The sequence below is a fragment of the Nocardioides sp. SLBN-35 genome (assembly GCF_006715725.1).
GTDB lineage: Bacteria > Actinomycetota > Actinomycetes > Propionibacteriales > Nocardioidaceae > Nocardioides.
In genome coordinates this window covers 4,945,289-4,969,731 of record NZ_VFNU01000001.1, presented here as the reverse complement: position 1 = coordinate 4,969,731, position 24,443 = coordinate 4,945,289, and the positions used below count along the sequence as shown (strand labels likewise).

General features: G+C 71.1%; 20 protein-coding genes. 14 read left to right on the top strand and 6 right to left on the bottom strand.

Features of this window, described 5'->3' with window-relative positions:
• Nucleotides 1–210: 210 nt before the first annotated feature.
• From rpoB to FBY23_RS23860, 11 genes are all read left to right on the top strand, one after another.
• The gene (gene rpoB / locus FBY23_RS23910) at nucleotides 211–3,720 is read left to right on the top strand and encodes a DNA-directed RNA polymerase subunit beta (RefSeq protein ID WP_141800424.1); all 3,510 of its coding nucleotides are present in this window, start codon (nucleotides 211–213) and stop codon (nucleotides 3,718–3,720) included.
• Between the two features lie 110 nt (nucleotides 3,721–3,830).
• The gene (locus FBY23_RS23905; RefSeq protein ID WP_141800423.1) at nucleotides 3,831–7,709 is read left to right on the top strand and encodes a DNA-directed RNA polymerase subunit beta'; all 3,879 of its coding nucleotides are present in this window, start codon (nucleotides 3,831–3,833) and stop codon (nucleotides 7,707–7,709) included.
• Nucleotides 7,710–7,863: 154 nt separating this feature from the next.
• Entirely contained in the window at nucleotides 7,864–8,328 is a 465-nt protein-coding gene (locus tag FBY23_RS23900; RefSeq protein WP_160158352.1) for a DUF4232 domain-containing protein, read from the top strand.
• 26 nt (nucleotides 8,329–8,354) lie between these two features.
• Complete coding sequence (locus tag FBY23_RS23895) at nucleotides 8,355–9,593, top strand: geranylgeranyl reductase family protein (protein WP_141800421.1); 1,239 nt, start codon at nucleotides 8,355–8,357, stop codon at nucleotides 9,591–9,593.
• A gap of 189 nt (nucleotides 9,594–9,782) precedes the next feature.
• The gene (locus tag FBY23_RS23890; RefSeq protein ID WP_260806526.1) at nucleotides 9,783–10,667 is read left to right on the top strand and encodes an NUDIX domain-containing protein; all 885 of its coding nucleotides are present in this window, start codon (nucleotides 9,783–9,785) and stop codon (nucleotides 10,665–10,667) included.
• Nucleotides 10,664–11,938 carry a hydroxyacid-oxoacid transhydrogenase gene (locus tag FBY23_RS23885; RefSeq protein ID WP_141800419.1) on the top strand — a complete coding sequence of 425 codons (1,275 nt, stop codon included), beginning with the start codon at nucleotides 10,664–10,666 and terminating at the stop codon, nucleotides 11,936–11,938. Before FBY23_RS23890 ends, FBY23_RS23885 begins: the two co-directional genes overlap by 4 nt.
• A gap of 120 nt (nucleotides 11,939–12,058) precedes the next feature.
• Nucleotides 12,059–13,252 (top strand): SAM-dependent methyltransferase, encoded by a 1,194-nt coding sequence (locus tag FBY23_RS23880; RefSeq protein WP_141800418.1) that lies wholly within the window; start codon nucleotides 12,059–12,061, stop codon nucleotides 13,250–13,252.
• Nucleotides 13,249–14,199, top strand: a complete 951-nt coding sequence (locus tag FBY23_RS23875; protein ID WP_141800417.1) for a hypothetical protein — start codon at nucleotides 13,249–13,251, stop codon at nucleotides 14,197–14,199. The genes FBY23_RS23880 and FBY23_RS23875 overlap by 4 nt, the downstream gene beginning before the upstream one ends.
• Nucleotides 14,200–14,237: 38 nt before the next feature.
• On the top strand, nucleotides 14,238–15,191 hold the full coding sequence (locus tag FBY23_RS23870; RefSeq protein ID WP_141800416.1) for a DNA topoisomerase IB: 954 nt from the start codon (nucleotides 14,238–14,240) through the stop codon (nucleotides 15,189–15,191).
• A gap of 12 nt (nucleotides 15,192–15,203) precedes the next feature.
• The gene (locus FBY23_RS23865; RefSeq protein ID WP_141800415.1) at nucleotides 15,204–15,509 is read left to right on the top strand and encodes a DUF1905 domain-containing protein; all 306 of its coding nucleotides are present in this window, start codon (nucleotides 15,204–15,206) and stop codon (nucleotides 15,507–15,509) included.
• The gene (locus tag FBY23_RS23860) at nucleotides 15,509–16,000 is read left to right on the top strand and encodes an O-acetyl-ADP-ribose deacetylase (RefSeq protein WP_174245241.1); all 492 of its coding nucleotides are present in this window, start codon (nucleotides 15,509–15,511) and stop codon (nucleotides 15,998–16,000) included. Before FBY23_RS23865 ends, FBY23_RS23860 begins: the two co-directional genes overlap by 1 nt.
• Here the strand turns inward: FBY23_RS23860 and FBY23_RS23855 are convergent.
• Nucleotides 15,981–16,487 (bottom strand): GNAT family N-acetyltransferase, encoded by a 507-nt coding sequence (locus FBY23_RS23855; protein ID WP_141801248.1) that lies wholly within the window; start codon nucleotides 16,485–16,487, stop codon nucleotides 15,981–15,983. The two genes, FBY23_RS23860 and FBY23_RS23855, sit on opposite strands and share 20 nt — an antisense overlap.
• A 62-nt stretch (nucleotides 16,488–16,549) precedes the next feature.
• On the opposite strand from FBY23_RS23855, the gene FBY23_RS23850 reads away from it, so the two are divergent.
• Nucleotides 16,550–16,825, top strand: a complete 276-nt coding sequence (locus tag FBY23_RS23850; protein ID WP_141800413.1) for a hypothetical protein — start codon at nucleotides 16,550–16,552, stop codon at nucleotides 16,823–16,825.
• A 4-nt stretch (nucleotides 16,826–16,829) separates the two neighbouring features.
• Here the strand turns inward: FBY23_RS23850 and serC are convergent, their stop codons facing one another.
• A complete protein-coding gene (gene serC, locus FBY23_RS23845; protein ID WP_141800412.1) occupies nucleotides 16,830–17,945 on the bottom strand; it encodes a phosphoserine transaminase in 1,116 nt (371 codons plus the stop codon).
• A gap of 103 nt (nucleotides 17,946–18,048) precedes the next feature.
• Here serC and FBY23_RS23840 point away from each other — a divergent pair, with 103 nt between their 5' ends.
• Complete coding sequence (locus FBY23_RS23840) at nucleotides 18,049–18,531, top strand: GNAT family N-acetyltransferase (protein WP_141800411.1); 483 nt, start codon at nucleotides 18,049–18,051, stop codon at nucleotides 18,529–18,531.
• 10 nt (nucleotides 18,532–18,541) lie between these two features.
• On the opposite strand, the gene FBY23_RS23835 is transcribed toward FBY23_RS23840, so the two are convergent.
• Genes FBY23_RS23835 through FBY23_RS23820 form a run of 4 tightly spaced genes read right to left on the bottom strand, consistent with a single transcriptional unit; the run spans nucleotide 18,542 to nucleotide 22,651 of the window.
• On the bottom strand, nucleotides 18,542–20,017 hold the full coding sequence (locus FBY23_RS23835) for an NAD(P)/FAD-dependent oxidoreductase (RefSeq protein WP_160158351.1): 1,476 nt from the start codon (nucleotides 20,015–20,017) through the stop codon (nucleotides 18,542–18,544).
• A 53-nt stretch (nucleotides 20,018–20,070) separates the two neighbouring features.
• Nucleotides 20,071–20,871 carry an amino acid ABC transporter ATP-binding protein gene (locus tag FBY23_RS23830; RefSeq protein ID WP_141800409.1) on the bottom strand — a complete coding sequence of 267 codons (801 nt, stop codon included), beginning with the start codon at nucleotides 20,869–20,871 and terminating at the stop codon, nucleotides 20,071–20,073.
• Nucleotides 20,868–21,800 carry an amino acid ABC transporter permease gene (locus FBY23_RS23825; protein ID WP_141800408.1) on the bottom strand — a complete coding sequence of 311 codons (933 nt, stop codon included), beginning with the start codon at nucleotides 21,798–21,800 and terminating at the stop codon, nucleotides 20,868–20,870. Before FBY23_RS23825 ends, FBY23_RS23830 begins: the two co-directional genes overlap by 4 nt.
• Nucleotides 21,797–22,651, bottom strand: a complete 855-nt coding sequence (locus FBY23_RS23820) for a transporter substrate-binding domain-containing protein (protein WP_141800407.1) — start codon at nucleotides 22,649–22,651, stop codon at nucleotides 21,797–21,799. The genes FBY23_RS23825 and FBY23_RS23820 overlap by 4 nt, the downstream gene beginning before the upstream one ends.
• 125 nt (nucleotides 22,652–22,776) lie before the next feature.
• Between FBY23_RS23820 and FBY23_RS23815 the strand changes: the two genes are divergently transcribed.
• Nucleotides 22,777–24,408, top strand: a complete 1,632-nt coding sequence (locus FBY23_RS23815; protein ID WP_141800406.1) for a helix-turn-helix domain-containing protein — start codon at nucleotides 22,777–22,779, stop codon at nucleotides 24,406–24,408.
• Nucleotides 24,409–24,443 lie beyond the last annotated feature (35 nt).

Sequence of the window (24,443 nt, the reverse complement as noted above, 5' to 3'; positions counted from 1 at the left end):
CGAGCATGATCGGCGCACCGGATTCCGCCGGCCTCCGACGGTGCCGCTCCTCGGCTGTGTGAAGTTGCGCAGCCGACATTGTGGAGCGCTCGTGTGTCGTGTATCGTGGCTCCTTGCGCCTGCCCTCAGATGCGCTTCGGCCTGCCCGGTGGCCGATGACGTGGTGGGTCAGGGCGCTCTCGAAGAGTCGAACCCGTCGAAGGACAACTCTTGGCCGCGCGCACCACCCCCGGTAAGTCCCGCATCTCCTTTGCGAAGATCACCGAGCCGCTGGAACTCCCGCAGCTCCTCTCGCTCCAGACCGACAGCTTCGACTGGCTGGTCGGCAACGAGGCCCACAAGGCTCGCATCGAGGCCCGGATCGCATCCGGCATCGACGCCACCTTCAAGTCCGGCCTCGAGGAGATCTTCGAGGAGATCTCCCCGATCGAGGACTTCTCCGAGACCATGTCGCTCTCGTTCGAGAGCCCGGTCTTCTACGACCCGAAGTACACCGTCGACGAGTGCAAGGAGAAGGACCTCACCTACTCCGCTCCGCTCTACGTCTCCGCCGAGTTCACCAACAACGAGACCGGTGAGATCAAGGGCCAGACGGTCTTCATGGGCGACTTCCCGCTCATGACCCCCAAGGGCACCTTCGTCATCAACGGCACCGAGCGCGTCGTCGTCTCGCAGCTCGTCCGTTCGCCGGGTGTCTACTTCGAGCGCACCGCCGACAAGACGTCCGACAAGGACATCTTCACGGCCAAGCTGATCCCGAGCCGCGGCGCGTGGCTGGAGTTCGAGATCGACAAGCGCGACATGGTCGGCGTCCGCCTCGACCGCAAGCGCAAGCAGAACGTCACGGTCCTGCTCAAGGCGCTCCAGGCCATCGCCGAGGACACCGGCGAGGAGTACGACTACGAGGCCGTCATGGCCGACCTGCGTCAGTACGAGTCGATCCAGCTGACCGAGGAGAAGGACAACACCCAGGGTCCTGACGACGCGCTGCTCGACATCTACCGCAAGCTCCGCCCGGGCGAGCCGCCGACGCGCGAGGCCGCGCTGACGCTTCTGAAGAACTACTACTTCAACCCGAAGCGCTACGACCTGGCCAAGGTCGGCCGCTACAAGGTCAACAAGAAGCTCGGCTCGCACGAGGCCTTCGACCAGCAGACGATGACGATCGCCGACATGGTCGCGACCATCAAGTACATCGTTCAGCTGCACAACGGCGACGAGTTCGTCACCGCCATCGGTGGCGAGATCCGCAAGGACGCCGACGGCAAGGACCTCCCGGTCTCCGCCGACGACATCGACCACTTCGGCAACCGCCGCATGCGCACGGTCGGCGAGCTGATCCAGAACCAGCTCCGCACCGGCCTGGCCCGCATGGAGCGCGTGGTCCGCGAGCGGATGACGACCCAGGACGTCGAGGCGATCACGCCGCAGTCCCTGATCAACATCCGTCCCGTGGTCGCGGCGCTGAAGGAGTTCTTCGGCACCTCGCAGCTCTCGCAGTTCATGGACCAGACCAACCCGATCGCGGGCCTGACGCACAAGCGTCGCCTCTCCGCGCTCGGCCCGGGTGGTCTCTCCCGTGACCGCGCCGGCATGGAGGTCCGTGACGTCCACCCGTCGCACTACGGCCGCATGTGCCCGATCGAGACGCCGGAAGGCCCCAACATCGGTCTGATCGGCTCGCTGGCCTCCTACGGCCGGATCAACCCGTTCGGCTTCGTGGAGACGCCGTACCGCAAGGTCGAGGGTGGCCGGGTCACCGACCAGATCGACTACCTCACGGCCGACGACGAGGACCGCTACGTCATCGCGCAGGCCAACGCCGTGCTCGACGCCAACGGCAAGTTCGTCGAGGACCGGGTGCTGGTGCGCCTGCGCCAGGGCGAGGTCTCCGAGATCCCGGGCGACGAGGTCGACTACATGGACGTCTCGCCGCGCCAGATGGTGTCGGTCGCGACGGCCCTGATCCCGTTCCTCGAGCACGACGACGCCAACCGCGCGCTCATGGGCGCCAACATGCAGCGTCAGGCCGTGCCGCTCATCAAGAGCGACTCGCCCGTGGTCGGCACCGGCATCGAGTACCGCGCCGCCGTCGACGCCGGTGACGTGGTCGTGGCCGACAAGGCCGGTGTGGTCAAGGAGGTCTCCGCGGACCTCGTCGAGACCATGAACGACGACGGCACCTACTCGTCGTACCGCCTCGCGAAGTTCAAGCGCTCCAACCAGGGCACCTGCATCAACCAGCGCCCGCTGGTCGAGGCCGGAGACCGGGTCGAGGTCGGCTCGCCGATCGCCGACGGACCGTGCACCGACATGGCCGAGATGGCGCTGGGCACCAACCTGCTCGTGGCGTTCATGCCGTGGGAGGGCCACAACTACGAGGACGCGATCATCCTCAGCCAGCGCCTGGTGCAGGAGGACGTCCTCACCTCGATCCACATCGAGGAGCACGAGGTCGACGCCCGCGACACCAAGCTGGGCCCGGAGGAGATCACCCGCGACATCCCGAACGTCAGCGAGGAGATGCTCGCCGACCTCGACGAGCGCGGCATCATCCGCATCGGCGCCGAGGTCTCGACCGGTGACATCCTGGTCGGCAAGGTCACGCCCAAGGGCGAGACCGAGCTGACCCCCGAGGAGCGGCTGCTCCGTGCGATCTTCGGTGAGAAGGCGCGCGAGGTCCGCGACACCTCGATGAAGGTGCCGCACGGTGAGTCCGGCACGGTCATCGGCGTGCGCGTCTTCGACCGGGAGGAGGGCGACGAGCTGCCGCCGGGCGTCAACCAGCTGGTCCGCGTCTACGTCGCGCAGAAGCGCAAGATCTCCGTGGGTGACAAGCTCGCCGGCCGTCACGGCAACAAGGGTGTCATCGCCAAGATCCTGCCGATCGAGGACATGCCGTTCATGGAGGACGGCACGCCGGTCGACGTCGTGCTCAACCCGCTGGGTGTGCCGCGACGCATGAACATCGGCCAGATCCTCGAGCTGCACCTCGGCTGGCTCGGCAAGCAGGGCTGGCACCTCGGTGCCGACGTCGCCGACGAGGACTGGGCCAAGCGCCTGACCGCGATCGGCGCCGACAAGGCCGAGCCGAACACGAAGCTGGCCACGCCGGTCTTCGACGGTGCCCGCGAGGACGAGATCACCGGCCTGCTCGGCCAGACCCTGCCCAACCGCGACGGTGTCCGGATGGTCAAGGAGACCGGCAAGGCGAGCCTGTTCGACGGCCGCTCCGGCGAGCCGTTCAAGAGCCCGGTCTCGGTCGGCTACATGTACATCCTCAAGCTCCACCACCTGGTCGACGACAAGATCCACGCGCGTTCGACCGGCCCCTACTCGATGATCACGCAGCAGCCGCTGGGCGGTAAGGCCCAGTTCGGTGGCCAGCGGTTCGGTGAGATGGAGGTCTGGGCGATGGAGGCGTACGGCGCCGCCTACGCCCTGCAGGAGCTGCTGACCATCAAGTCCGACGACGTGCCCGGTCGCGTCAAGGTCTACGAGGCGATCGTCAAGGGCGAGAACATCCCCGACTCGGGCATCCCGGAGTCGTTCAAGGTTCTCGTCAAGGAGATGCAGTCGCTGTGCCTCAACGTGGAGGTGCTGTCCCAGGACGGCTCCACCATCGAGATGCGCGACGCCGACGAGGACGTCTTCCGCGCTGCGGAGGAGCTGGGCATCGACCTGTCCCGTCGCGAGAACCCCTCCGTCGAAGAAGTCTGAGCGTCCCCGCCGGGGGTCTCGTGACGGTTGCTGCGCAACCTCCTCGACCTCCGGCGGCCCTCAGTCCCCAGCCTCACCTTTCACAGAACTAACGAAGGACAGCAGCCATCGTGCTCGACGTTAACTTCTTCGACCAGCTTCAGATCGGCCTGGCCACCGCGGACGACATCCGCACGTGGAGCCACGGCGAGGTCAAGAAGCCGGAGACCATCAACTACCGCACGCTCAAGCCCGAGCGTGACGGCCTCTTCTGCGAGAAGATCTTCGGTCCCACCCGGGACTGGGAGTGCTACTGCGGCAAGTACAAGCGCGTCCGCTTCAAGGGCATCATCTGCGAGCGCTGCGGCGTCGAGGTGACCCGCTCGAAGGTCCGCCGTGAGCGGATGGGCCACATCGAGCTGGCCGCGCCGGTCACCCACATCTGGTACTTCAAGGGTGTCCCGAGCCGCCTCGGCTACCTGCTCGACCTCGCCCCGAAGGACCTCGAGAAGGTCATCTACTTCGCGGCGTACATGATCACCGCCGTCGACGAGGACGCCCGCCACCGCGACCTGTCCTCGCTCGAGGGCAAGATCCAGCTCCAGCGCGAGTCGATCGAGAAGCGCCGCGACGCCGGCCTCGAGGACCGCACCAAGAAGCTCGAGGACGACCTGGCCACGCTCGAGGCCGAGGGCGCCAAGGCCGACCAGCGCCGCAAGGTGCGCGACGGCGCCGAGCGCGAGCTCAAGCAGCTGCGCGACCGCGCCCAGCGCGAGCTGGACCGCCTCGACGAGGTCTGGGACACGTTCAAGAGCCTCAAGGTCCAGGACCTCATGGGTGACGAGGTCCTCTACCGCGAGATGAAGAACTGGTTCGGCAAGTACTTCGAGGGCCACATGGGCGCCGCGGCGATCCAGAAGCGCCTGCAGTCCTTCGACCTCGACGCCGAGGTCGAGAGCCTGCGCGAGACCATCGCCACCGGCAAGGGCCAGCGCAAGGTCCGCGCCCTCAAGCGGCTCAAGGTCGTCGAGGCCTTCCGCAAGACGGGCAACAAGCCCGAGGGCATGGTCCTCGACGCCGTCCCGGTCATCCCGCCGGACCTGCGCCCGATGGTGCAGCTCGACGGTGGCCGGTTCGCGACCTCCGACCTCAACGACCTGTACCGCCGCGTCATCAACCGCAACAACCGCCTCAAGCGGCTGCTGGACCTGGGCGCGCCGGAGATCATCGTCAACAACGAGAAGCGGATGCTCCAGGAGGCCGTCGACTCGCTGTTCGACAACGGCCGTCGTGGTCGTCCCGTCACCGGCCCGGGCAACCGGCCGCTGAAGTCGCTGTCCGACATGCTCAAGGGCAAGCAGGGTCGCTTCCGCCAGAACCTGCTCGGCAAGCGCGTCGACTACTCGGGCCGGTCGGTCATCGTGTCGGGTCCGCAGCTCAAGCTGCACCAGTGCGGTCTGCCCAAGCAGATGGCGCTCGAGCTCTTCAAGCCGTTCGTCATGAAGCGGCTCGTCGACCTCTCGCACGCGCAGAACATCAAGTCCGCCAAGCGGATGGTCGAGCGCGCGCGCCCGGTCGTGTGGGACGTCCTCGAAGAGGTCATCACCGAGCACCCGGTGCTCCTCAACCGTGCGCCCACCCTGCACCGCCTCGGCATCCAGGCCTTCGAGCCGCAGCTGATCGAGGGCAAGGCCATCCAGCTCCACCCGCTCGTGTGCACCGCCTTCAACGCGGACTTCGACGGTGACCAGATGGCCGTGCACCTGCCGCTGTCCGCCGAGGCCCAGGCCGAGGCGCGGATCCTGATGCTGTCGACCAACAACATCCTCAAGCCGTCCGACGGCCGCCCGGTGACCATGCCGACCCAGGACATGATCATCGGCCTGTTCTTCCTCACCACCGAGCGTGGCGAGGCGACGGTCGAGATCGACGGTGAGACCCGTCTGCGCACCTTCACGTCCCCGGCCGAGGCGATCATGGCCTACGACCGTGGCGAGATCACGCTGCAGGACCGGGTGCGGATCCGCCTGACCAACGTCGCGCTCGAGGGCGTCGAGGAGGGTGTGACCACCCTGGTCGAGACCACGCTGGGCCGCACGATCTTCAACGACGCGCTTCCGGCCGACTACCCGTACGTCAACGAGGAGGTCGGCAAGAAGCGCCTCGGCTCCATCGTCAACGACCTCGCCGAGCGCTACCCCAAGGTCGTCGTCGCGGCGTCCCTGGACGCCCTCAAGGACAACGGCTTCCACTGGGCGACCCGCTCCGGTGTGACCGTCTCGATCGACGACGTCATCACGCCTCCCAACAAGGCCGAGATCCTGGCCGTGCACGAGGCGTCGGCGGCCAAGATCCAGAAGCAGTACGAGCGTGGTCTGGTCACCGACGAGGAGCGCCGCCAGGAGCTCATCGAGATCTGGACGAAGGCGAGCCAGGAGGTCGGCAAGGCCCTGCGCGCCACCTTCGAGGCCAACCCGACCAACCCGATCTACGTGCAGGTGCACTCGGGCGCCTCGGGTAACTTCAACCAGATCAACCAGGTCGGCGCCATGCGTGGTCTGGTGGCCAACCCGAAGGGCGAGATCATCCCGCGGCCGATCAAGGCCAACTTCCGCGAGGGTCTCTCCGTGCTGGAGTACTTCATCTCCACCCACGGTGCCCGCAAGGGTCTGGCGGACACCGCGCTGCGGACCGCCGACTCGGGCTACCTGACCCGTCGTCTGGTCGACGTGTCGCAGGACGTCATCATCCGCGAGGAGGACTGCGGCACCGAGCGCGGCCTGCCCAAGGTGATCGGCGTCGACGACGAGAACGGTGTGGTCGTCAAGGACGAGAACGCCGAGACCGCGGCGTACGCCCGCTCGGCCGCCAAGGAGATCACCCACCCGGAGACGGGCGCCGTGCTCGCCGCCGCGGGTGAGGACCTCGGTGACGTCAAGATCGCCGAGCTCATCGAGGCCGGCATCAAGGAGGTCACGGTCCGCTCGGTCCTGACCTGCGACGCGCGCACCGGCACCTGCGCGAAGTGCTACGGCCGCTCGCTGGCCACCGGCAAGCTCGTCGACATCGGTGAGGCCGTCGGCATCATCGCGGCGCAGTCCATCGGTGAGCCCGGCACGCAGCTGACGATGCGTACCTTCCACACCGGTGGTGTGGCCTCGGCCGACGACATCACGCAGGGTCTGCCCCGCGTCGTCGAGCTCTTCGAGGCCCGCACCCCCAAGGGTCACGCCCAGATCTCCGAGGCCGCCGGCCGCGTGCAGATCGAGGAGACCGACAAGGCCCGCATCATCGTCGTCACCCCCGACGACGGCAGCGAGGTCAAGGAGTACCCCGTGTCCCGGCGCTCGCGCCTCCTCGTGGAGGACGGCGGCCGGGTCGAGGTGGGCGACAAGTTCACCGCCGGTACGGAGGACCCGAAGGAGGTGCTGCGCATCCTGGGCGTTCGCAAGACCCAGCAGCACCTCGTCGACCAGGTCCAGGAGGTCTACCGGTCGCAGGGTGTGTCGATCCACGACAAGCACATCGAGATCATCGTGCGGCAGATGCTGCGCCGGATCACGGTGCTCGAGTCGGGTGACACCAACCTGCTCCCGTCCGACCTCGTCGACCGGGTCCGCTTCGAGGAGGAGAACCGCCGCGTTGTGTCCGAGGGCGGCAAGCCGGCCTCGGGTCGTCCCGAGCTCATGGGCATCACCAAGGCCTCGCTCGCGACGGAGTCGTGGCTCTCGGCGGCCTCCTTCCAGGAGACCACCCGGGTCCTCACCGACGCCGCGATCAACGGCCGCTCCGACAGCCTGCGTGGCCTGAAGGAGAACGTGATCATCGGCAAGCTGATCCCGGCCGGCACCGGCCTGGAGCGCTACCGGAACATCCGGGTCGAGCCGACCGAGGAGGCGCGCGCGGCGGCGTACGCCGTCACGGGCTACGAGTCCTACGACTACGAGTTCGGCAACCAGGGCCAGGCCGTGGCGCTGGACGACTTCGACTTCGGTTCCTACCAGAACTGACGCCGGTCACCCGGAGGCCCTCCCGAGCACTGCTCGGGAGGGCCTCCGGCCATTTCGAGGCAACCCGCGGGGCCTGCCGTTCGTCCTACAAGGTGTGAACAGGTTCCTGCTTCTGCCCGCTGTCGCGCTCCTCGTGGCGGCGGGGTCGTTCTCCGTGCCGGTTCTCGCCGGCACCCCGTCGGCGGCCGCCGCGTCGGCCGTCCCGCGCTGCCACGACGCCGACCTGCATGCCCGCTACCGCGCCACCGACAACGGCGCCGGGCACCGGTTCGGGAAGATCGTGCTGCGCAACGTGTCCGGGCACCGGTGCCGCACGGGCGGCTTCGGCGGCCTGTCGTACGTCGGTGACGGCAACGGCACCCAGATCGGCGCGCCCGCGGATCGCCAGGGCTCCGGAGGCTCGTTCGTCCTGCGACCCGGGCAACGCGCTGTGAGCCGCGTCGACGAGACCGTCGCCGAGAACTACGACGCCGCGGCCTGCCGGCCGCACGCCGTCGACGGCTTCCGGATCTACGTCCCGAACGCGACCCGGTCGCAGTTCGTGGCGCACCCGACCACCGGCTGCCTGGACCCGGCGGTCCACCTGATCTCGCACACGGCGTACCGGAAGCGGGGATGAGTCGGGTCGCCTGAGAGAATCACGGGGTGAGCGCACCCCTGCAGACCGACGTCCTCGTCGTCGGTGCCGGTCCCGCCGGCTCCGCGGCCGCCGCCTGGGCGGCCCGCGCCGGCCTCGACGTCGTCCTGGCCGACGCAGCGGTGTTCCCGCGCGACAAGACCTGTGGTGACGGACTGACGCCGCGCGCGATCGGTGAGCTGGAGCGGCTGGGGCTGCGCGACTGGGTCCGCTCGCACACCGTCAACCAGGGGCTCCGGGCGCACGGGTTCGGCCAGACCCTGCACCTGCCGTGGCCCGGCGGCAACCTGCCCGACTGGGGCAGCGCCATCGCGCGCACCGAGCTCGACGACCACCTGCGCACCACCGCGATCAAGGCGGGCGCGACCGCGCTCGACGGGGCCCGCGCGGTCGACGTACGCATGGAGGGGGAGCGGGTCGCCGCGGTCGTGCTCAAGGACGGCCGCGAGATCGCCTGCAGGCGGCTGGTCGTGGCCGACGGCGTGCGCTCGCCGCTGGGCAAGGTGCTCGGGCGGGAGTGGCACCGCGACACGGTCTACGGCGTCGCCGGGCGCTCCTACGTCACCTCGACCCGCGCCGACGACCCGTGGATCAGCTCGCACCTCGAGCTGCGCGGCGAGCAGGACGAGATCCTGTCCGGCTACGGCTGGATCTTCCCGCTCGGCGCCGGCACCGGCGAGGTCAACCTCGGCGCCGGCACGCTCGCGACCGCGAAGCGGCCCGCGGACGTGGCGATCAAGCCCCTCATGAAGCTGTACGCCGACCGGTTGCGTGAGGAGTTCGGCCTGGGTGACGAGCTGCGCGCCCCGACCTCCGCGCTGCTGCCGATGGGCGGCGCGGTGTCCCACGTCGCCGGCCGCAACTGGGCGCTGATCGGCGACGCCGCCGCGTGCGTCAACCCGCTCAACGGCGAGGGCATCGACTACGGCCTGGAGACCGGCCGGGTGGTCGCCGAGCTGCTCGCCACGACACCTGAGGCCGACCTCGCCGTGGTGTGGCCCGCGATCCTGCGCGAGCACTACGGCGAGTCCTTCTCGATCGCGCGCCGGCTCGCCGGCCTGGTCACCGTGCCGCGGCTGCTGCCGGCCCTCGGCCCGGTCGGGATGCGCTCGGACCTGCTGATGACCCTCGCCCTGCGCTGGATGGGCAACCTGGTCACCGACGAGGACCGGGACCGCTCCGCACGCGTCTGGCGCTGGGCCGGACGCCACTCGCTGGCCCGCGACAGCCGCCCGCCCTTCAGTTGAGTTTCCCCATCCTCACCGTTGAGTTTCCCCATCCTTGCCCTTGAGTTGCCGGGCCTCCCACTGGTTCGCGAAGCCGTGCGACGGCATAGGCTCGGACCACGGCCTCATCCGTGACGGACCGGCAACTCGAAGGTGAGCATGCGGCAACTCAACGGTGAGGATGGGGCAACTCAACGGATGGGGCAGGCGATGGGGCAGCGGGTGCAGCGGCTGGCGGCGTACGCCGTCATCGTCCGCGGCGACCAGATCCTGCTCTCCCGGCTGGCCGAGCGGGTGACCAAGCGCGAGCTGTGGTCCCTGCCCGGCGGCGGTGTCGACCACGGGGAGGATCCGCGCGACGCGGTGGTGCGCGAGGTCTACGAGGAGACCGGACTGCACGCCGAGGTCGGCGAGACCGCCCACGTGCACTCCCTCCACGTCGCCGACTCGTGGCGCCGCGGGCGCCGGGTCGACGCCCACTCGGTACGGATCGTCTACGAGGGCTGGGTGCCGGCCGACGCGCCCGAGCCGCACGTCACCGAGGTCGACGGCTCGACCGCCGAGGCGGCATGGAAGCCGATCGCGGCCGTGCTCGACGGGACCGTGCCGACGGTGAGCCTGGTGAGCGACGCGCTGGCGTCGTACGCCGTGCGCCAGCGGCAGCGCACCGCCGCCTACGCCTATGTCGTCAGGGACGGCGCGATCCTGCTGACCCGCACCTCCGACCTCGCGCCCGATCCCGGGACCTGGCACCTGCCGGGCGGCGGGATCGACCACGGCGAGTCGCCGGCCGACACGATCCGCCGCGAGCTGTGGGAGGAGTGCGGGCTCGAGGGGGAGGCGGGCGACCTGCTGACCGTGCTCGACCACCACTTCACCGGCACCGCCCCCAACGGCCGCGAGGAGGACTTCCACGCGATCGGGATCATCTACCGCGCCGAGGTCGGGCCGGGGGAGCCGCGCGTCGTCGAGGAGGGCGGCACGACCGACGACGTCGCGTGGGTGCCGCTCGCCGACGTCGCCGAGCGCAGGCTCAAGGTCTACGGCTCGGTCAGGGCCGCCATCGAGGCAGCCGGCGATACTGTCGACGCGTGACTGAGACCGTCTTCACGTACGCCGCGCCCGCCCTCAAGTTCGGACGGGGTGCCGCCGCCGAGGTCGGGTACGACGTCCGCGGCTGGGGCGCGCGCCGGGCCCTGCTGGTCACCGACCCTGGCGTGCTGGCCGCCGGCCACGCCGAGACCGTCGCAGCCTCCCTGCGCAGCCACGGCATCGAGGTGGTGACCTACGCCGGCGCGCGGGTCGAGCCGACCGATGCCTCGCTGGAGGAGGCGGTCGCCTTCGCCCGCGGCGAGGGCCCGTTCGACGCGGTGGTCGCCGTCGGCGGCGGCTCGTCGATCGACACCGCGAAGGCGGTGGCGCTGCTGGTGACCAACCCGGGCGAGCTGATGGACTACGTCAACGCGCCCATCGGCAAGGCGCGGGGACCCGAGCAGCCCGTGCTGCCGCTGGCCGCCGTACCGACGACGACGGGGACGGGTGCGGAGTCCACCACGATCTGCGTGATGGACGTGCTGGCGCTCAAGGTGAAGACCGGCATCAGCCACCCCGCGCTGCGTCCGCGGCTGGCCGTCGTGGACCCCGCGCTGTCGGCGACCCAGCCCGCGGGCGTGATCGCGGCGGCCGGGATGGACATCCTGTGCCACGCGCTGGAGAGCTACACCGCCCGCTGGTACGGCGAGTTCCCGGCCAAGGAGCCGCAACAGCGGGTGCCGTACTGCGGCTCGAACCCGATCGCGGACCTGTGGTCGGAGAAGGCGATGGGGATGCTCTCCGGGGCGTTCCGGGCCGCCGTACGCGCGGCGCGGGAGGGCGACGACGGCGGCGAGGCGGCCGAGCAGATGGCGCTCGCGGCGACCTTCGCCGGGCTCGGGTTCGGCAATGCCGGCGTGCACATCCCGCACGCCAACGCGTACCCGATCGCCGGCCGGGTCCGCGACTTCCGTCCCGCCGACTACCCGCAGGACGAGGCGATGGTGCCGCACGGCATGGCCGTGGCGCTGACCGCTCCCGAGGCCTTCCGGTTCACCTTCGACGCGGCGCCCGAGCGACACCTGCGGGCCGCGCGGCTGCTCTCGCCCGGCGTCTCCGGCTCCGACGCGTCCGTGCTGCCCGGGGTGATCGCGTCGCTGATGCGCGACATCGGGATCCCGAACGGCCTGGCCGAGGTCGGGTACGGCGCCGGCGACGTCGACGCGCTCGTCGACGGTGCGCTGCAGCAGCAGCGGCTGCTCGCCACCGCGCCCAAGGACGTGGCCGGCGAGGACCTGGCCACGATCATGACCGCCTCGCTCGAGCACTGGTGATCGCGGCCGGCGGAGCGGGCCACCGTAGGATTGCCGGGTGAACCCCCGCCACCGCCGCCTGATCATCCCGGCCGCGTTGGTGGCACTCCTGCTCATCGTGATCGTGGCGGCCCTGGTCAAGTGAGCACACTCGCGCTGGAGGACGGGTTGGCGCGGGTCCGGGCGGACCTGCTGGCCGACGAGCGCCTGGTGAGGGCCGTCGCGTCGGGCCGCCGCAGGGCCGCCGTACCTCCGTGGCGGCGGGTCGAGCTGCGCTGGGTGGACCTCAAGGCGGGACGGCACCTCCAGGTCGTGCGGTACGACGCCACCCAGGCCCACACCGCCAACCACGCGCGCGGGTCGGCGGCCGAGGAGGCCGTCGACGCGCTGTTGGCCGAGCCGTTCGGCAACTGGACCGTGGAGACCGACGAGCAGCAGCTGAGCCTGCGGGTGACCAAGAAGGGCTCCGCGGTGGTGCACACGGCGGCGCGGTCGGGGGAGGCGCCGGCGGACCGGAGCCACGACCGCGCCAAGGACCGGCTGCTGCCGGAGGACGACCCGGTGTTCGCCGCGCTCGGTCTCGCCGACGCACAAGGGCGGATCAAGCCGAGCCGGATGGCGAAGTACCGCCAGGTCGAGGACTTCCTGCGGATCCTGGACCGGTCGGTCACCGAGGCGATCGCCAAGAGCCGCCTGCGCAAGCCGACGGCCGAGGACCCGCTGCGGGTGGTCGACCTCGGCTGCGGCAACGGCTACCTCACCTTCGCCGCGCAGCGCTACCTCAGCGAGCGCCGCGGCCTGCCGGTGCGGCTGACCGGCGTCGACGTGAAGGAGCAGTCGCGCGACCACAACGCCTCCGTGGCCCGGGAGCTGGGGATCGACGCGACCTTCGTCGCCGGCACCATCGGTGCCGCCGAGCTGGAGCAGGCGCCCGACGTCGTGCTCGCCCTGCACGCCTGCGACACCGCCACCGACGACGCGCTCACCCGCGCGGTCGGCTGGTCCGCGCCGCTGGTGCTGGCCGCCCCCTGCTGCCACCACGACATCGCGGCGCAGCTGCGCGGCGCGCAACCGCCGGCGCCGTACGCCTCGCTCGTGCGCGACGGCATCCTGCGCGAGCGGTTCGCCGACACCCTGACCGACACGCTGCGCGCGCTGCTGCTGCGGCGGGCCGGCTACCGGGTCGACGTGATGGAGTTCGTCGACAGCCAGCACACGCCGCGCAACACGCTGCTGCGGGCGGTGCGGACCGGCACCGTCGCCGACGAGGGGGAGTACGACGCCCTCGTGGCCGCGTGGGGGATCCGCCCGCGGCTCGGGGAGCTGCTCGGGTGAGGAAGGTCCTGGCGCTGGTGCTGCTGGCGCCCTTCGCGATCGGCTTCCTCTCGCCGGGCGCCGCGGTCGAGCCGCCTGCTCCCGACCCGGTCTTCGCCTTCACCGACCCCGAGATCACCGAGTCCAGCGGCCTGGTCGCCCGCGACGGCCTGGTGGTCACCATGAACGACTCCGGCGACCGCAACCGGGTCTTCACCGTCGACCCGGCCACCGGGGGCACCGTCGGCGTCACCCGCTGGCAGGGCGACGCCACCGACATCGAGGCGCTCGCCCCGGCGGGCGACCACGAGGTGTGGGTCGGCGACATCGGCGACAACCTGGGCTCGCGCGACCACGTCGAGGTCGCGCGGGTGCCGTTCGGCCGCGGCGACCGCGAGGTCCACGCGCCGACGTACCGGCTCGTCTATCCCGACGGCCCGCACGACGCCGAGACGCTGCTCGCCGACCCCGCGACCGGCCGGCTGTACGTCGTCGCCAAGGAGTTCATCGGCCGCCTGTACGCCGCGCCCGAGCACCTCGACCCCGACGGACCGAACCGGCTGACCCTCGTCGACGAGGTGCTCGGCATCGCCACCGACGGCTCGTTCACCCCCGACGGCGCGCACCTGGTGCTGCGCAACTACGGGCAGGCGGCCGTCTACACGTGGCCGGGGCTGGAGCGGGTCGCGCAGGTCGACCTGCCGCAGCAGCCGCAGGGGGAGGGGCTCGCGATCAGCGAGTCCGGGGAGGTGCTGGTCTGCTCGGAGGGGGCGGGCGCGGAGGTGCTGCGGGTGGACCTGCCGCTACCCGCGCCGGAGGCGACGCCCGGGCCGGTGCAGGACGCCGACGACGACAGCGGGCGGGCACCTGTCGAGGTCGAGCGGTCGTGGTGGCCGTGGGCGCTCGGTGGCGTGGCCGGCCTGGTGGTCGTGGGCGTGCTGCTGCGCTCGCTGCGGCCGCGGGACTGATCGGGTCTGATCCGGCCGGTTGCGGGCACCTGACCGACGTGGCCCGGCTGCGTCGTACCTCTCCCGATGAGCCGGGCTGGACCCGGCGCCGGGCCGGGCGCGGCTTCGTCCACCTCGGGCTCGACGGCCGTCCGCTCGGGGCCGAGGACGCGGCCCGGTGCAAGGCGCTGGTGATCCCGCCGGCCTGGACCGACGTGTGGATCTGCCCGCGACCCAACGGGCACCTGCAGGCGGTGGGCACCGACGCGGCCGGACGACGGCAGTACCTCTACCACCCGGACTGGGTCGAGCAGCGGGCCGCGCAGAAGCACGAGCGCGTCATGACGCTGGGACGGCGGCTGCCCCGGATCCGCGAGCGGGTGCTCGCCGATCTCGACGACGACGTCGGACCGCAGGCGAGCTGCGCCCTGGCGGTCCGGCTGATCGACCTGGGCTGCTTCCGGATCGGCAACGACGTGTACGCCGAGGAGTACGGCTCGTTCGGGCTGACGACCCTCGAGCGGCAGCACGTGCACCGGTCCGGGGATGTGCTCGTCTTCGAGTTCACCGGGAAGTCGGGGATCGAGCACCACGTGGAGATCGACGACCCGGTCGCGGTGCGCGCCCTCGAACGGCGGCGGCGCCGGCGCCGGAAGGACCCGCGGCTGCTCGACGTCACCGGCACCGACGTCAACGACTACCTGCGCGAGGTGAGCGGGCTGGAGATCACCGCGAAGGACTTCCGCACCTGGCACGGCACCGTCCTCGCGGCAGCGGCGCTCGCGCAGGCGCCCGGCCCGGAGGCGTCGAAGACGGCGCGGAAGCGTGCCGTCGCTGCGGCGATGCGGGAGGTGGCCGAGTTCCTCGGCAACACGCCCGCCCTGGCCCGGTCGGCGTACGTCGACCCGCGCGTGGTCGAAGCCTACGCCGAGGGTCGCACCATCCGGGTCCGCGCCGGCGCGACCCGCGAGCAGCTGGAGCGGGCGACGCTGCGGCTTGTCGGCGGTCGGTGACACGATCGGGGCGTGAGCGAGCACGAGTTCACCGCCGAGCTGTGGCGCTGGCAGGCGCGCGACGAGGAGTCCGGCGGCGCCTGGTTCTTCGTCAGCCTGCCGTTCGAGGTCTCCGACCTCATCGACGAGACCGCGCCCAGCAAGGGATTCGGGAGCGTCCGGGTCGAGGTCACGGTGGGTTCCAGCACCTGGCGCACGTCGGTGTTCCCGAGTGCTGCGGAGAAGACCTTCGTGCTGCCGGTCAAGAAGGCGGTCCGCACCGCCGAGGGGCTGGTCGAGGGTGGACCCTGCACGGTGCGGCTGCGTACGGTCGAGTGATGCAGATCGAGGTCGTCGAGGGCGACATCACCGCGCAGCAGGTCGATGCGATCGTCAACGCCGCCAACCGCCGGATGCGCGGGGGCGGTGGGGTCGACGGGGCGATCCACGCGGCCGGTGGGCCGGAGGTGCTCGCCGACTGCGTGCGCCGCTTCCCCGACGGCCTGGCGACCGGCGACGCCGGCTGGACCACCGCCGGCCTGATGCCCGCGCGCTGGGTCATCCACGTCGTCGGCCCCAACCGCAACGCCGGCGAGACCGACCGGACCCTGCTGACCTCCTGCTACCGCCGCGCGCTCGAGGTGGCCGACGAGCTCGGCGCCCGCTCGGTCGCCTTCCCGCTGGTGAGCGCCGGGGTCTACGGCTGGCCGAAGGACGACGCCGTCGACGCGGCGCTCGAGACGCTGCGCTCGACGCCCACCGAGGTCGAGCTGGCGCGGCTGGTGGCGTTCGGGCGCTCGGCGTACGAGCTCATCGCGGGCCGGCTGTAGGGCGCACCCAGCGCCGCCAGTCGTCCTGGCGGGCGTAGCCGGCAGCGCGCCAGATGGTCTGGCCGAGGTCGTTGTGCTCGAGGACCATGGCGTCGATCCGGGACGCGCCGAGCGCGACCAGGCGCGTGGTCGCCGCGTCGACCAGCAGAGAGCCGATGCCGCGCCGGCGCGCGTCGGGGTGGACCGCCAGGCGGTAGAGGTGCGCCCGCCAGCCGTCCCAGCCGGCGATGACCGAGCCGAGCAGCCGCCCGGCTTCCTCGGCCTCCTCAGCTTCCTCGGCGACCAGACAGGCCTCCGGGTCCCGGGCGAGGAGGCGTCGTACGGCGCCCGCGCTGTCCGTCGGCCGTGCGTCGTTCTCGGCCGCGACCGCCCACAGGGCGAGCAGGGCGTCGACGTCGGCAGGGGTCGCGGCGCGTACGTGGGGCACCGCCCCATCATCGCGGAGACGGCCTGGGACCCGGTCCCGATTTCGAGCCGAGGTCGTCACCCGTCGTACCCGACGTCGTTGGTCAGGCACCGAACCACCCGACCGACGAGGAGGAGACGACGATGTCGATGGAGCTCACCACCGCAGCCCTGTTGATGGCGTTCGCCCTCCTGTGCGCGGGCTGGTTGGCGCGGTCGCGCGGCGCGGCCGCCTCGATGCCGGGCATGGGGCCGGACATCGAGGAGTGGCGTTCCGCGGCGATGCGGCACTTCCAGGAGCACCGGGACCTCGAGCGCGCCGTCGCCGAGGTGCTGGCCACCCCGGGTGCCGTGCGTGGTCCCGGCCGCACCGAGCTGTTCGTGGCGCTCGGTGCGAGCCGGGTCGACCTCTACGCGTGAAGCCTCAGAGCGCCTCGACCACGTAGTCGATCGACCGCGTCAGGGCCTCGACGTCGGCCGGGTCGATCGCGGGGTACATCGCGATCCGCAGCTGGTTGCGGCCGAGCTTGCGGTAGGGCTCGGTGTCGACGATGCCGTTGGCGCGCAGCACCTTCGCGATCTGGGCGGCGTCGATCGCGTCGTCGAAGTCGATCGTGCCGATGACCAGCGAGCGGTGGCTCGGGTCGGCGACATAGGGCGTGGTGTACGACGTCCGCTCGGCCCAGCCGTAGAGCGCGTCCGACGACGCGGTGGTGCGCTCGACCATGCCCTTGAGGCCGCCCTCGCCGTTCATCCAGTCCAGCTGCTCGGCCATGAGGAACAGCGTCGCGACCGACGGGGTGTTGTAGGTCTGGTTGAGCCGGCTGTTGTCGATGGCCGTCTTGAGGTTGAAGAACGGCGGGATGTAGCGGTCCGACGCGGCGATCCGCTCGGCCCGCTCGATCGCGGCGGGGCTGAAGATGCCGAACCATAGGCCGCCGTCCGAGGCGAAGCACTTCTGCGGGGCGAAGTAGTAGACGTCGGTCTCGGCCAGGTCGACCGGCAGGCCGCCGGCGCCCGAGGTGGCGTCGACGAGCACCAGGGCACCGTCGGTGCCGGCCGGGCGGACGACCGGCGCCATCACGGCGGTCGAGGTCTCGTTGTGGGCCCAGGCGTAGACGTCGACACCGGCCTCCGCGACGGCTTCGGGCCGCGAGCCCGGGTCGGCCGCGACGATCGACGGCGCGTCCAGCCACGGGGCAGCCTTGACCGACGAGGCGAACTTGCCCGAGAACTCGCCGAAGGTCAGGTGCTGCGACTTCGTCTCGATCAGGCCGAAGGCCGCGATGTCCCAGAACGCCGTCGCGCCGCCGTTGCCGACCACGACCTCGTAGCCCTCCGGCAGTGTGAACAGGTCGCCCAGGCCCTGCAGCACCCGGCCCACCACGTTGCGCACGGGGGCCTGGCGGTGCGACGTACCCATCAGCTGGTCCCCGGTCGCGGCCAGCGCGGCGAGGTGGCTGGGCTGGATCTTCGAGGGCCCGGCGCCGAAGCGGCCGTCGGCGGGCTTGAGCTCGGCGGGGATCTGGATGTCGGTCACGTGGTCAACCTTCCGGCACGGGCAGAGAGGACAGGCTGACGACGCTGTCAGAGATGTCCCCATTGTGACAGGCCCCTCATGGCCCTGTTCAATCGGTTTCGCCATGCAAGCCTCCCTCGACCTGCGCCCCGTCAGCTACCTCCACCCCGACGCCGCGGCCTTGGTCGCCCGCGTCCAGCAGGAGTACGTCGAGCGCTACGGCAACCCCGACGAGAGCCCCGTCGACCCGGGTGTGTTCGACCTCCCGGAGGGCGTCTTCCTGGTCGGGTACGACGACGCCGGGTCGCCCGTCGCCACCGGCGCCTGGCGCCGCTCGACCGTGCAGGTGCTCGGCGGCAGCAGCGCGGTCGAGGTCAAGCGGATGTTCGTGGTCGCCGAGCAGCGCGGGCGCGGCTTCGCGCGTGTCGTGCTCGCTGCCCTCGAGGAGTCGGCCAGGGAGGCCGGTCACGACCTGGCCGTCCTCGAGACCGGGCTGCGGCAGCCCGAGGCGATCGGGCTGTACCGCAGCGCCGGCTACGAGGAGATCCCCGGCTTCGGGTTCTACAAGGACGCGCCGCTCTCGCGGTGCTTCGGCAAGCTGCTGTGAGCGGCCGCGCTCACCGGAACCGGGCCGAGCGCTTCCAGAGCAGCCGGGTGAGCAGCCAGTAGACCGACGCGCCGTCGGGCCATTGGGTGACGACGCGGCCTGACGGCGAGCGGAAGTAGTTCGGGGTCTGGGCGAACGAGCTCGCGTCGAGCCGGCGCTTCAGCCAGCGGTTGAGCGCAACGACGTACGACGCCTTCACCTCGACCGAGCGGGCGCCGCGCCGGCGCAGCTCGTCGAGCGTGCGACCGACGAACAGCGCCTGCTTCTCCATGCCGAACACGGGGGCGTACCAGTTGGTGTTGGGGCCGTAGAGCAGGAACAGGTTCGGCATCTCGTCGACGGTGATGCCGAGGAAGGCCATCGGGTCGTCGCCCCACTTGTCCGCCAACACGGTGCCGCCCCGCCCGACGACCTCGATGCCGCCGAGGAACTCCGCGGCCCGGAAGCCGGTGGCGGTGACGACGACCTCCGCGACGTGCTCCTCGCCGCTCGCGTCGATGAGACCCTTCTCGTGCATGCCGACCACGGCGCGCGGCACCAGGGTGACGTCCTCGCGCAGCAGCGCTGGGTAGAAGGTCGAGGAGTGCACCGCGCGCTTGCCGAGGTACGCCGAGGTCGGGGTCAGCTGCGCCTTGAGCTCGGGATGCTCGGCGAAGACCTCGTCGAGGTAGCTCCGGCAGGCGTCGACCAGGGAGGTGTCGACGTCGCTGCCTGGCCGGATGATCCGGCCGCCGAGCCAGCGCCGCTCCAGGGCGAGGAACAGCCGCCAGCGGGCGATCCGGCGGTGAACGGGGTGGCGAAGCCGGGCCCGGTCGGCGTCGTCGTACACGCGGCCGACCTTGGGATCCACCCAGCCGGGCTGGCGCTGGAAGACGGTGAGCTGGCTGGCCACGCCGGCGAGCTCGGCGACCACCTGCGCGGCGGTGGAGCCGGTGCCGACCACGGCCACCCGACGTCCGGTCAGGTCCAGGCCGGACGGCCACTCGGCGGTGTGGAAGATCTCGCCGGTGTACGTCGAGCGGCCGGGCCACTGGGGGTGGCGCGGCACGTTGAGCAGACCGACCGCGGAGACGACCGCACGGAACCGCTCGGTCTCCTCGTCGCCGGTCGCGACATCGCGCACGGTGACCGACCACTCTGCGGCGGACTCGTCCCAGTGCAGCCGGGTGACCCGGTGGCCGTACCGGAACAGCGGCAGCAGACCGGCCTCGCGGGCCACCTGCCCGAGGTAGGCGTGCAGCTCGGCGCCGCCGGGAAACTCGCGGCTCCACTCGCCGGGCGCGAACGAGTAGGAGTACATGACTGCGGGGGTGTCGACCTCAACGCCGGGGAAGCGGTTGACGCGCCAGGTCCCGCCCGGGCTGTCGCCGGACTCGAAGACGGTGACGGCGTAGCCGCGGCGGTGCAGCTCGCGGGCGGCGGCGATCCCGGCGAAACCGCCGCCGATCACGGCGACCCGGAAGCCGGTGGGGGTGGATGAGGGCATGCTCGCGCCTCCCGATGACATGGGTTGGTGCCTCTCTGGCTGAAGGGGAAGGGTCAGAGGACCTTGCTGAGGAAGTCCCGGGTGGCGGGGTGCTCGGCGCCCTCGGTGAGCCGGCGGGCCGGCCCCTCCTCGACGATCCGGCCGTCCTGGAGGAACACGAAGCGGTCGCAGACCTCGCGCGCGAAGCCGACCTCGTGGGTGACGATGATCGTCGTCATCCCGTCGACCACGAGGTCCCGGATCACCTGGAGCACCTCGTTGACCATCTCCGGATCGAGCGCGGACGTCGGCTCGTCGAAGAGCAGTGCCTTCGGGCGCATCGCCAGTGCCCGCGCGATCGCGACCCGCTGCTGCTGGCCGCCCGAGAGCTGGCCCGGGTAGGCGCCGACCTTCTCGGCCAGCCCGACCCGCTCCAGCAGCTCGAGCGCGTGCGCGCTCGCCTCGCGCCGCGAGCGGCCGGCCACCTTCACCGGTGCCTCGATCACGTTCTCCAGCACGGTCTTGTGGGCGAACAGGTTGAACTGCTGGAACACCATGCCGAGGTGCTGGCGCTGGGCGGCCTCCCGGCGGGCAGGCAGCCGGTGGATCCGGCCGCGGTGCACGTGATGGCCGAGCAGCTCGCCGTCGAGCATCACGATGCCCTCCTCGGCGCGCTCCAGCAGGTTGAGGCAGCGCAGGAAGGTGCTCTTGCCGCTGCCGGAGCGACCGAGCAGGCAGACCGCCTCGCCCCGGCGTACGTCGAGCGACACGTCGTGCAGCACCTGGTGGCCACCGAAGGACTTGCTGATCCCTCGGGCGCTGATGAGCGGCCCGTCGAGCTGTCGGCCGACCGGGGGCGTCGCCAGGGTGGTCATGTCGTGCTCCTCCCGGCTCGACCACGCGGACTCACCCGCGCGGCAGCCGATCGCCCGAGCCATCGCTCGAGGTAGAACTGGCCCAGCGAGAGGATGCTGACCAGGATCATGTACCAGACCGTGGCCACCATGAGCAGGGGCACGACCTCGAAGGTCCGGTTGTAGATCTGCTGCACGGAGTAGAGAAGGTCCGGCACCGAGATGAACGCGACCAGCGCGGTCGCCTTGAGCAGGTTGATCAGGTCGTTGCTCACCGGCGGGACGGCGATCTTCATCGCCTGGGGGAAGACGATCCGCCGGAAGATCCGTCCGGGCGGCATGCCCAGGGCGAGCGCCGCCTCACGCTGGCCGGCCGGCACCGCGAGCAGCGAGGCGCGGATGATCTCCGAGGTGTAGGCCGCCTGCTGGAGCCCGAACGCCAGCACCGCCGACCAGTACGCCGTCATCAGGTCACGGGTCTCCCACGTCCAGCCGCCGCCCGGCAATGGGATGCTGAAGGTCGGGTAGATCAGCGAGATGTTGAACCAGAGGATCAGCAGTACCAGCAGCGGCACCGACCGGAAGAACCACACGTAGGCGCCGGCCGCGGCGCGCAGCACCGGGTTGTCGGACAGACGCAGGTTGGCGATCAGTACCGAGACCACGAGGGCCAGGCCCATCGACAGCGCGGTCAGCGTGATCGTGTTCTTCAGCCCGGTCAGCACCGGGTCGGAGAAGAAGTACGAGCGCACAGTGGCCCACTCGAAGGCCGGGTTCTCCACGATGCTCCACCCGAGCCGCCCGGCGGCGGCGACCAGGACGACGGCGAGCAGAATCCGGAGCAGATGGAGTCGTCGCGCGTGGGGGATCGCAGCGAGATGCGCAAGGTGATCGTCCCACGCGGCGTCGTCGGCGCTGTCCGCGGTGCGGTCCGCCATCGTCTCGGTCACGACGCCGGCTCGGGGTTGAGCACCGACTTGTCGACGGCCATCTTCTCGGCTCCGTACTTGGCGAGGATGTCGGCGTACGTGCCGTTCGCAATGATGTCGTCGGTCGCCTCGACCAGCTTCTCGGCCATGTCGTCGCCCTTCATGACGGCGAACCCGATGTCGATCGCCTGGTAGATCGGGCCGGTGATCTTCCAGACGCCGGGTTCGGTGGTCACCTGGTAGGCGAGTCCGCTGCTGGTGGCGGTGACCGCGTCGGCCCGGCCGCTCTTGACGGCGAGGTCGGCGGTGGCCTGGTCGGCGAAGGTCTGGACGTCGATAGCGCCCTCGCCGTCGCTCTTGCAGGTCTTCGACAGGTCCTGCAGCACCGGCACCGGGCTGGAGCCCGCGGTCACCGCGATCGAGAGGCCGCACAGGTCGTCCATCGAGTCGCCGATGTCGATCCCGCCGTCCTTGACCCGGAAGCCGTAGCTCTCGACGAGGTTGGTGGCGAAGTCGAACTTCTCCAGCCGCTCGGCGGTGACGTCGACGCCGGGCACCCATTCGTAGGTTCCGCGCTGCAGCCCGAGCAGGCCGTTCTCGAAGGAGGCCTGCTCGTTGTCGACCTTGAGCCCCATCGCCTCGCCGAGGGCGGTGGACAGGTCGGGGAGCAGGCCGGTCAGCTCGCCCTTGTCGTCGAGATAGCTGTACGGCGGCACGCCGACCTGCTGCGGGATGACCAGGGTCTTGGCGTCGCCGCCGGCGTCCTTCCCGGCGTCGTCGCCGGAGGAGCACGCCGTCAGTGTCGTGGTCGCGGCGAGCGCGACGAGCGCGATCCCACTGATCCGGCGGCGCAGGCTGGGGGTGTTCGACATGGCGGGCTCCCGTGGGTCTCGGTCCGGCGTCGGGCTGGCCGGGTGCCCCAACCGTAGGGAGCACCGGCGAGCGGAGTCGATGTAGGATCCTTCAAAGAACTGACAGATTCCTTTGAGGATTGTCCATGCCCGTATCGGACGTGTTTCCGAAGGCCGGTGAGCCGTCCGCGACGATGTCGGCCACGTTGCGCGACCTCGTCCACGCCCTGCGGCTGATCACCGACGTGCGGCTGCTCGGAGCGGCCGACCCCGAGCTCGCGGTGCGCACCCACGTCATCCTCGACGCCGCGTCGCTGGCCGCGGAGGCGCTGCCCGAGGAGGTCGGTGCCGGCCTGGTCGTGCTCACCGGCGATGCGCCCGGACAGCTGGTCGCGCTGGCCGACGATCTCGCCGCCCGGTCGCCCGGCGCGATCCTGCTCCGCGACCCGGGGGTCCCGGTCCCCGAGGTGCTGCTCGCGGGGGCGGTGGTCGTCGTACCTCGGGGACCGGAGTGGTCCGCGCTGCTCGCCGAGGCGCTCCGGGTCGTGGTCGAGCCGCGCCGGCACGACGTCGGCAGCGCCCGGCTCAACCGCGCCCTCGCTGAGCACACCGACCTCTTCGACGTCGCCAAGGCGCTCGGAGTCGCGACCGGCACGCTGATCTCGATCGAGGACGAGCGGGCCCGGGTGATGGCATTCTCGCCCTACAGCGACCAGGCGGACCCGATCCGCCGGCTGGCCATCCTCGGCAGGGAGCCACCCCAGTGGCATGTCGAGCAGCTGCGCTCAGAGCGGGTCTATGACCGGCTCCGGGTGCCCGGCGCCACGGTCGAGCTGCCCGAGGCCGGCGAGGTGCGCCGCCGGTTGGGGATCGGCATGGCTGACCCGACCACCGGGGTCTACCTCGGCACCATCTGGGCGCAGGAGACCGACGTCCCGTTCGGGCCCGAGCTGGAGGACCACCTGGTCGGCGCGGCGCGCTACGCCGCCCGCCTGGTCAGCCAGGCCCGGCAGATCCACTCGGTGAGCACCGAGCTGGTGCAGCGACTGCTCGCGCCCGAGGGGCCCGGGTCCGGTGACGACGTCCCTCAGCTGCGGGTGCGGGAGCCGGCCAGCTTCGCCCTGATCGGCATCGAGGCCGTCGACGACGACCGTGCCGCCGAGTGGCTGCTGTCCTCGGAGGCTGTCGCGCTGCTGAGCATGCGCGCAGTGTCGCTGGCCGAGCAGGCCCTGGTCGCGCCGTACGGTGCTCGGCTGTACGTGCTCGCACCCGGCCCCGCGGATCCGGCCCGCGACGTCGCCTGGGCGGAGCGGACCGTGGCCCACCTGCAGGCCCAGCGGCACGCCGGGTTCCGGGCCGCCGTGAGCTCCTCGGCCTCGGCGGGCTCGGTGCGCGCCGCCCGGGCCGAGATCGAGCGGGTCTGCGCCCGGACCGCACCCTCGGCCGCGCGCCCGGTGGTCACCCTCGACAGCGACCGGACCGCCGTCCTGCTGGCGGAGTGCCTCGAGGCGCTGCCCCGCGCCGCCCTGCTCGACGACGAGCGCTTCCGCACCCTGGTCGAGTACGACGGCCGGAGCAGCATCGACCTCTTGGAGACCGCCCGGGTCTGGCTGCGTGTGCATGGTGAGTTCGGCCCCGCCGCCCAGGCGCTGACCACCCATCAGAACACGGTCCGCTACCGGATCGGCCGGCTGGAGTCGCTCGCCGGCTACGACCTCGCCGACCCCGACGACCGGCTCCTGCTGGCACTGCAGCTGCGCCTCCACGACCAGTCCTGAGACTCGGGTTGTGCGCCGAGCCGGCAGAAGCCAGC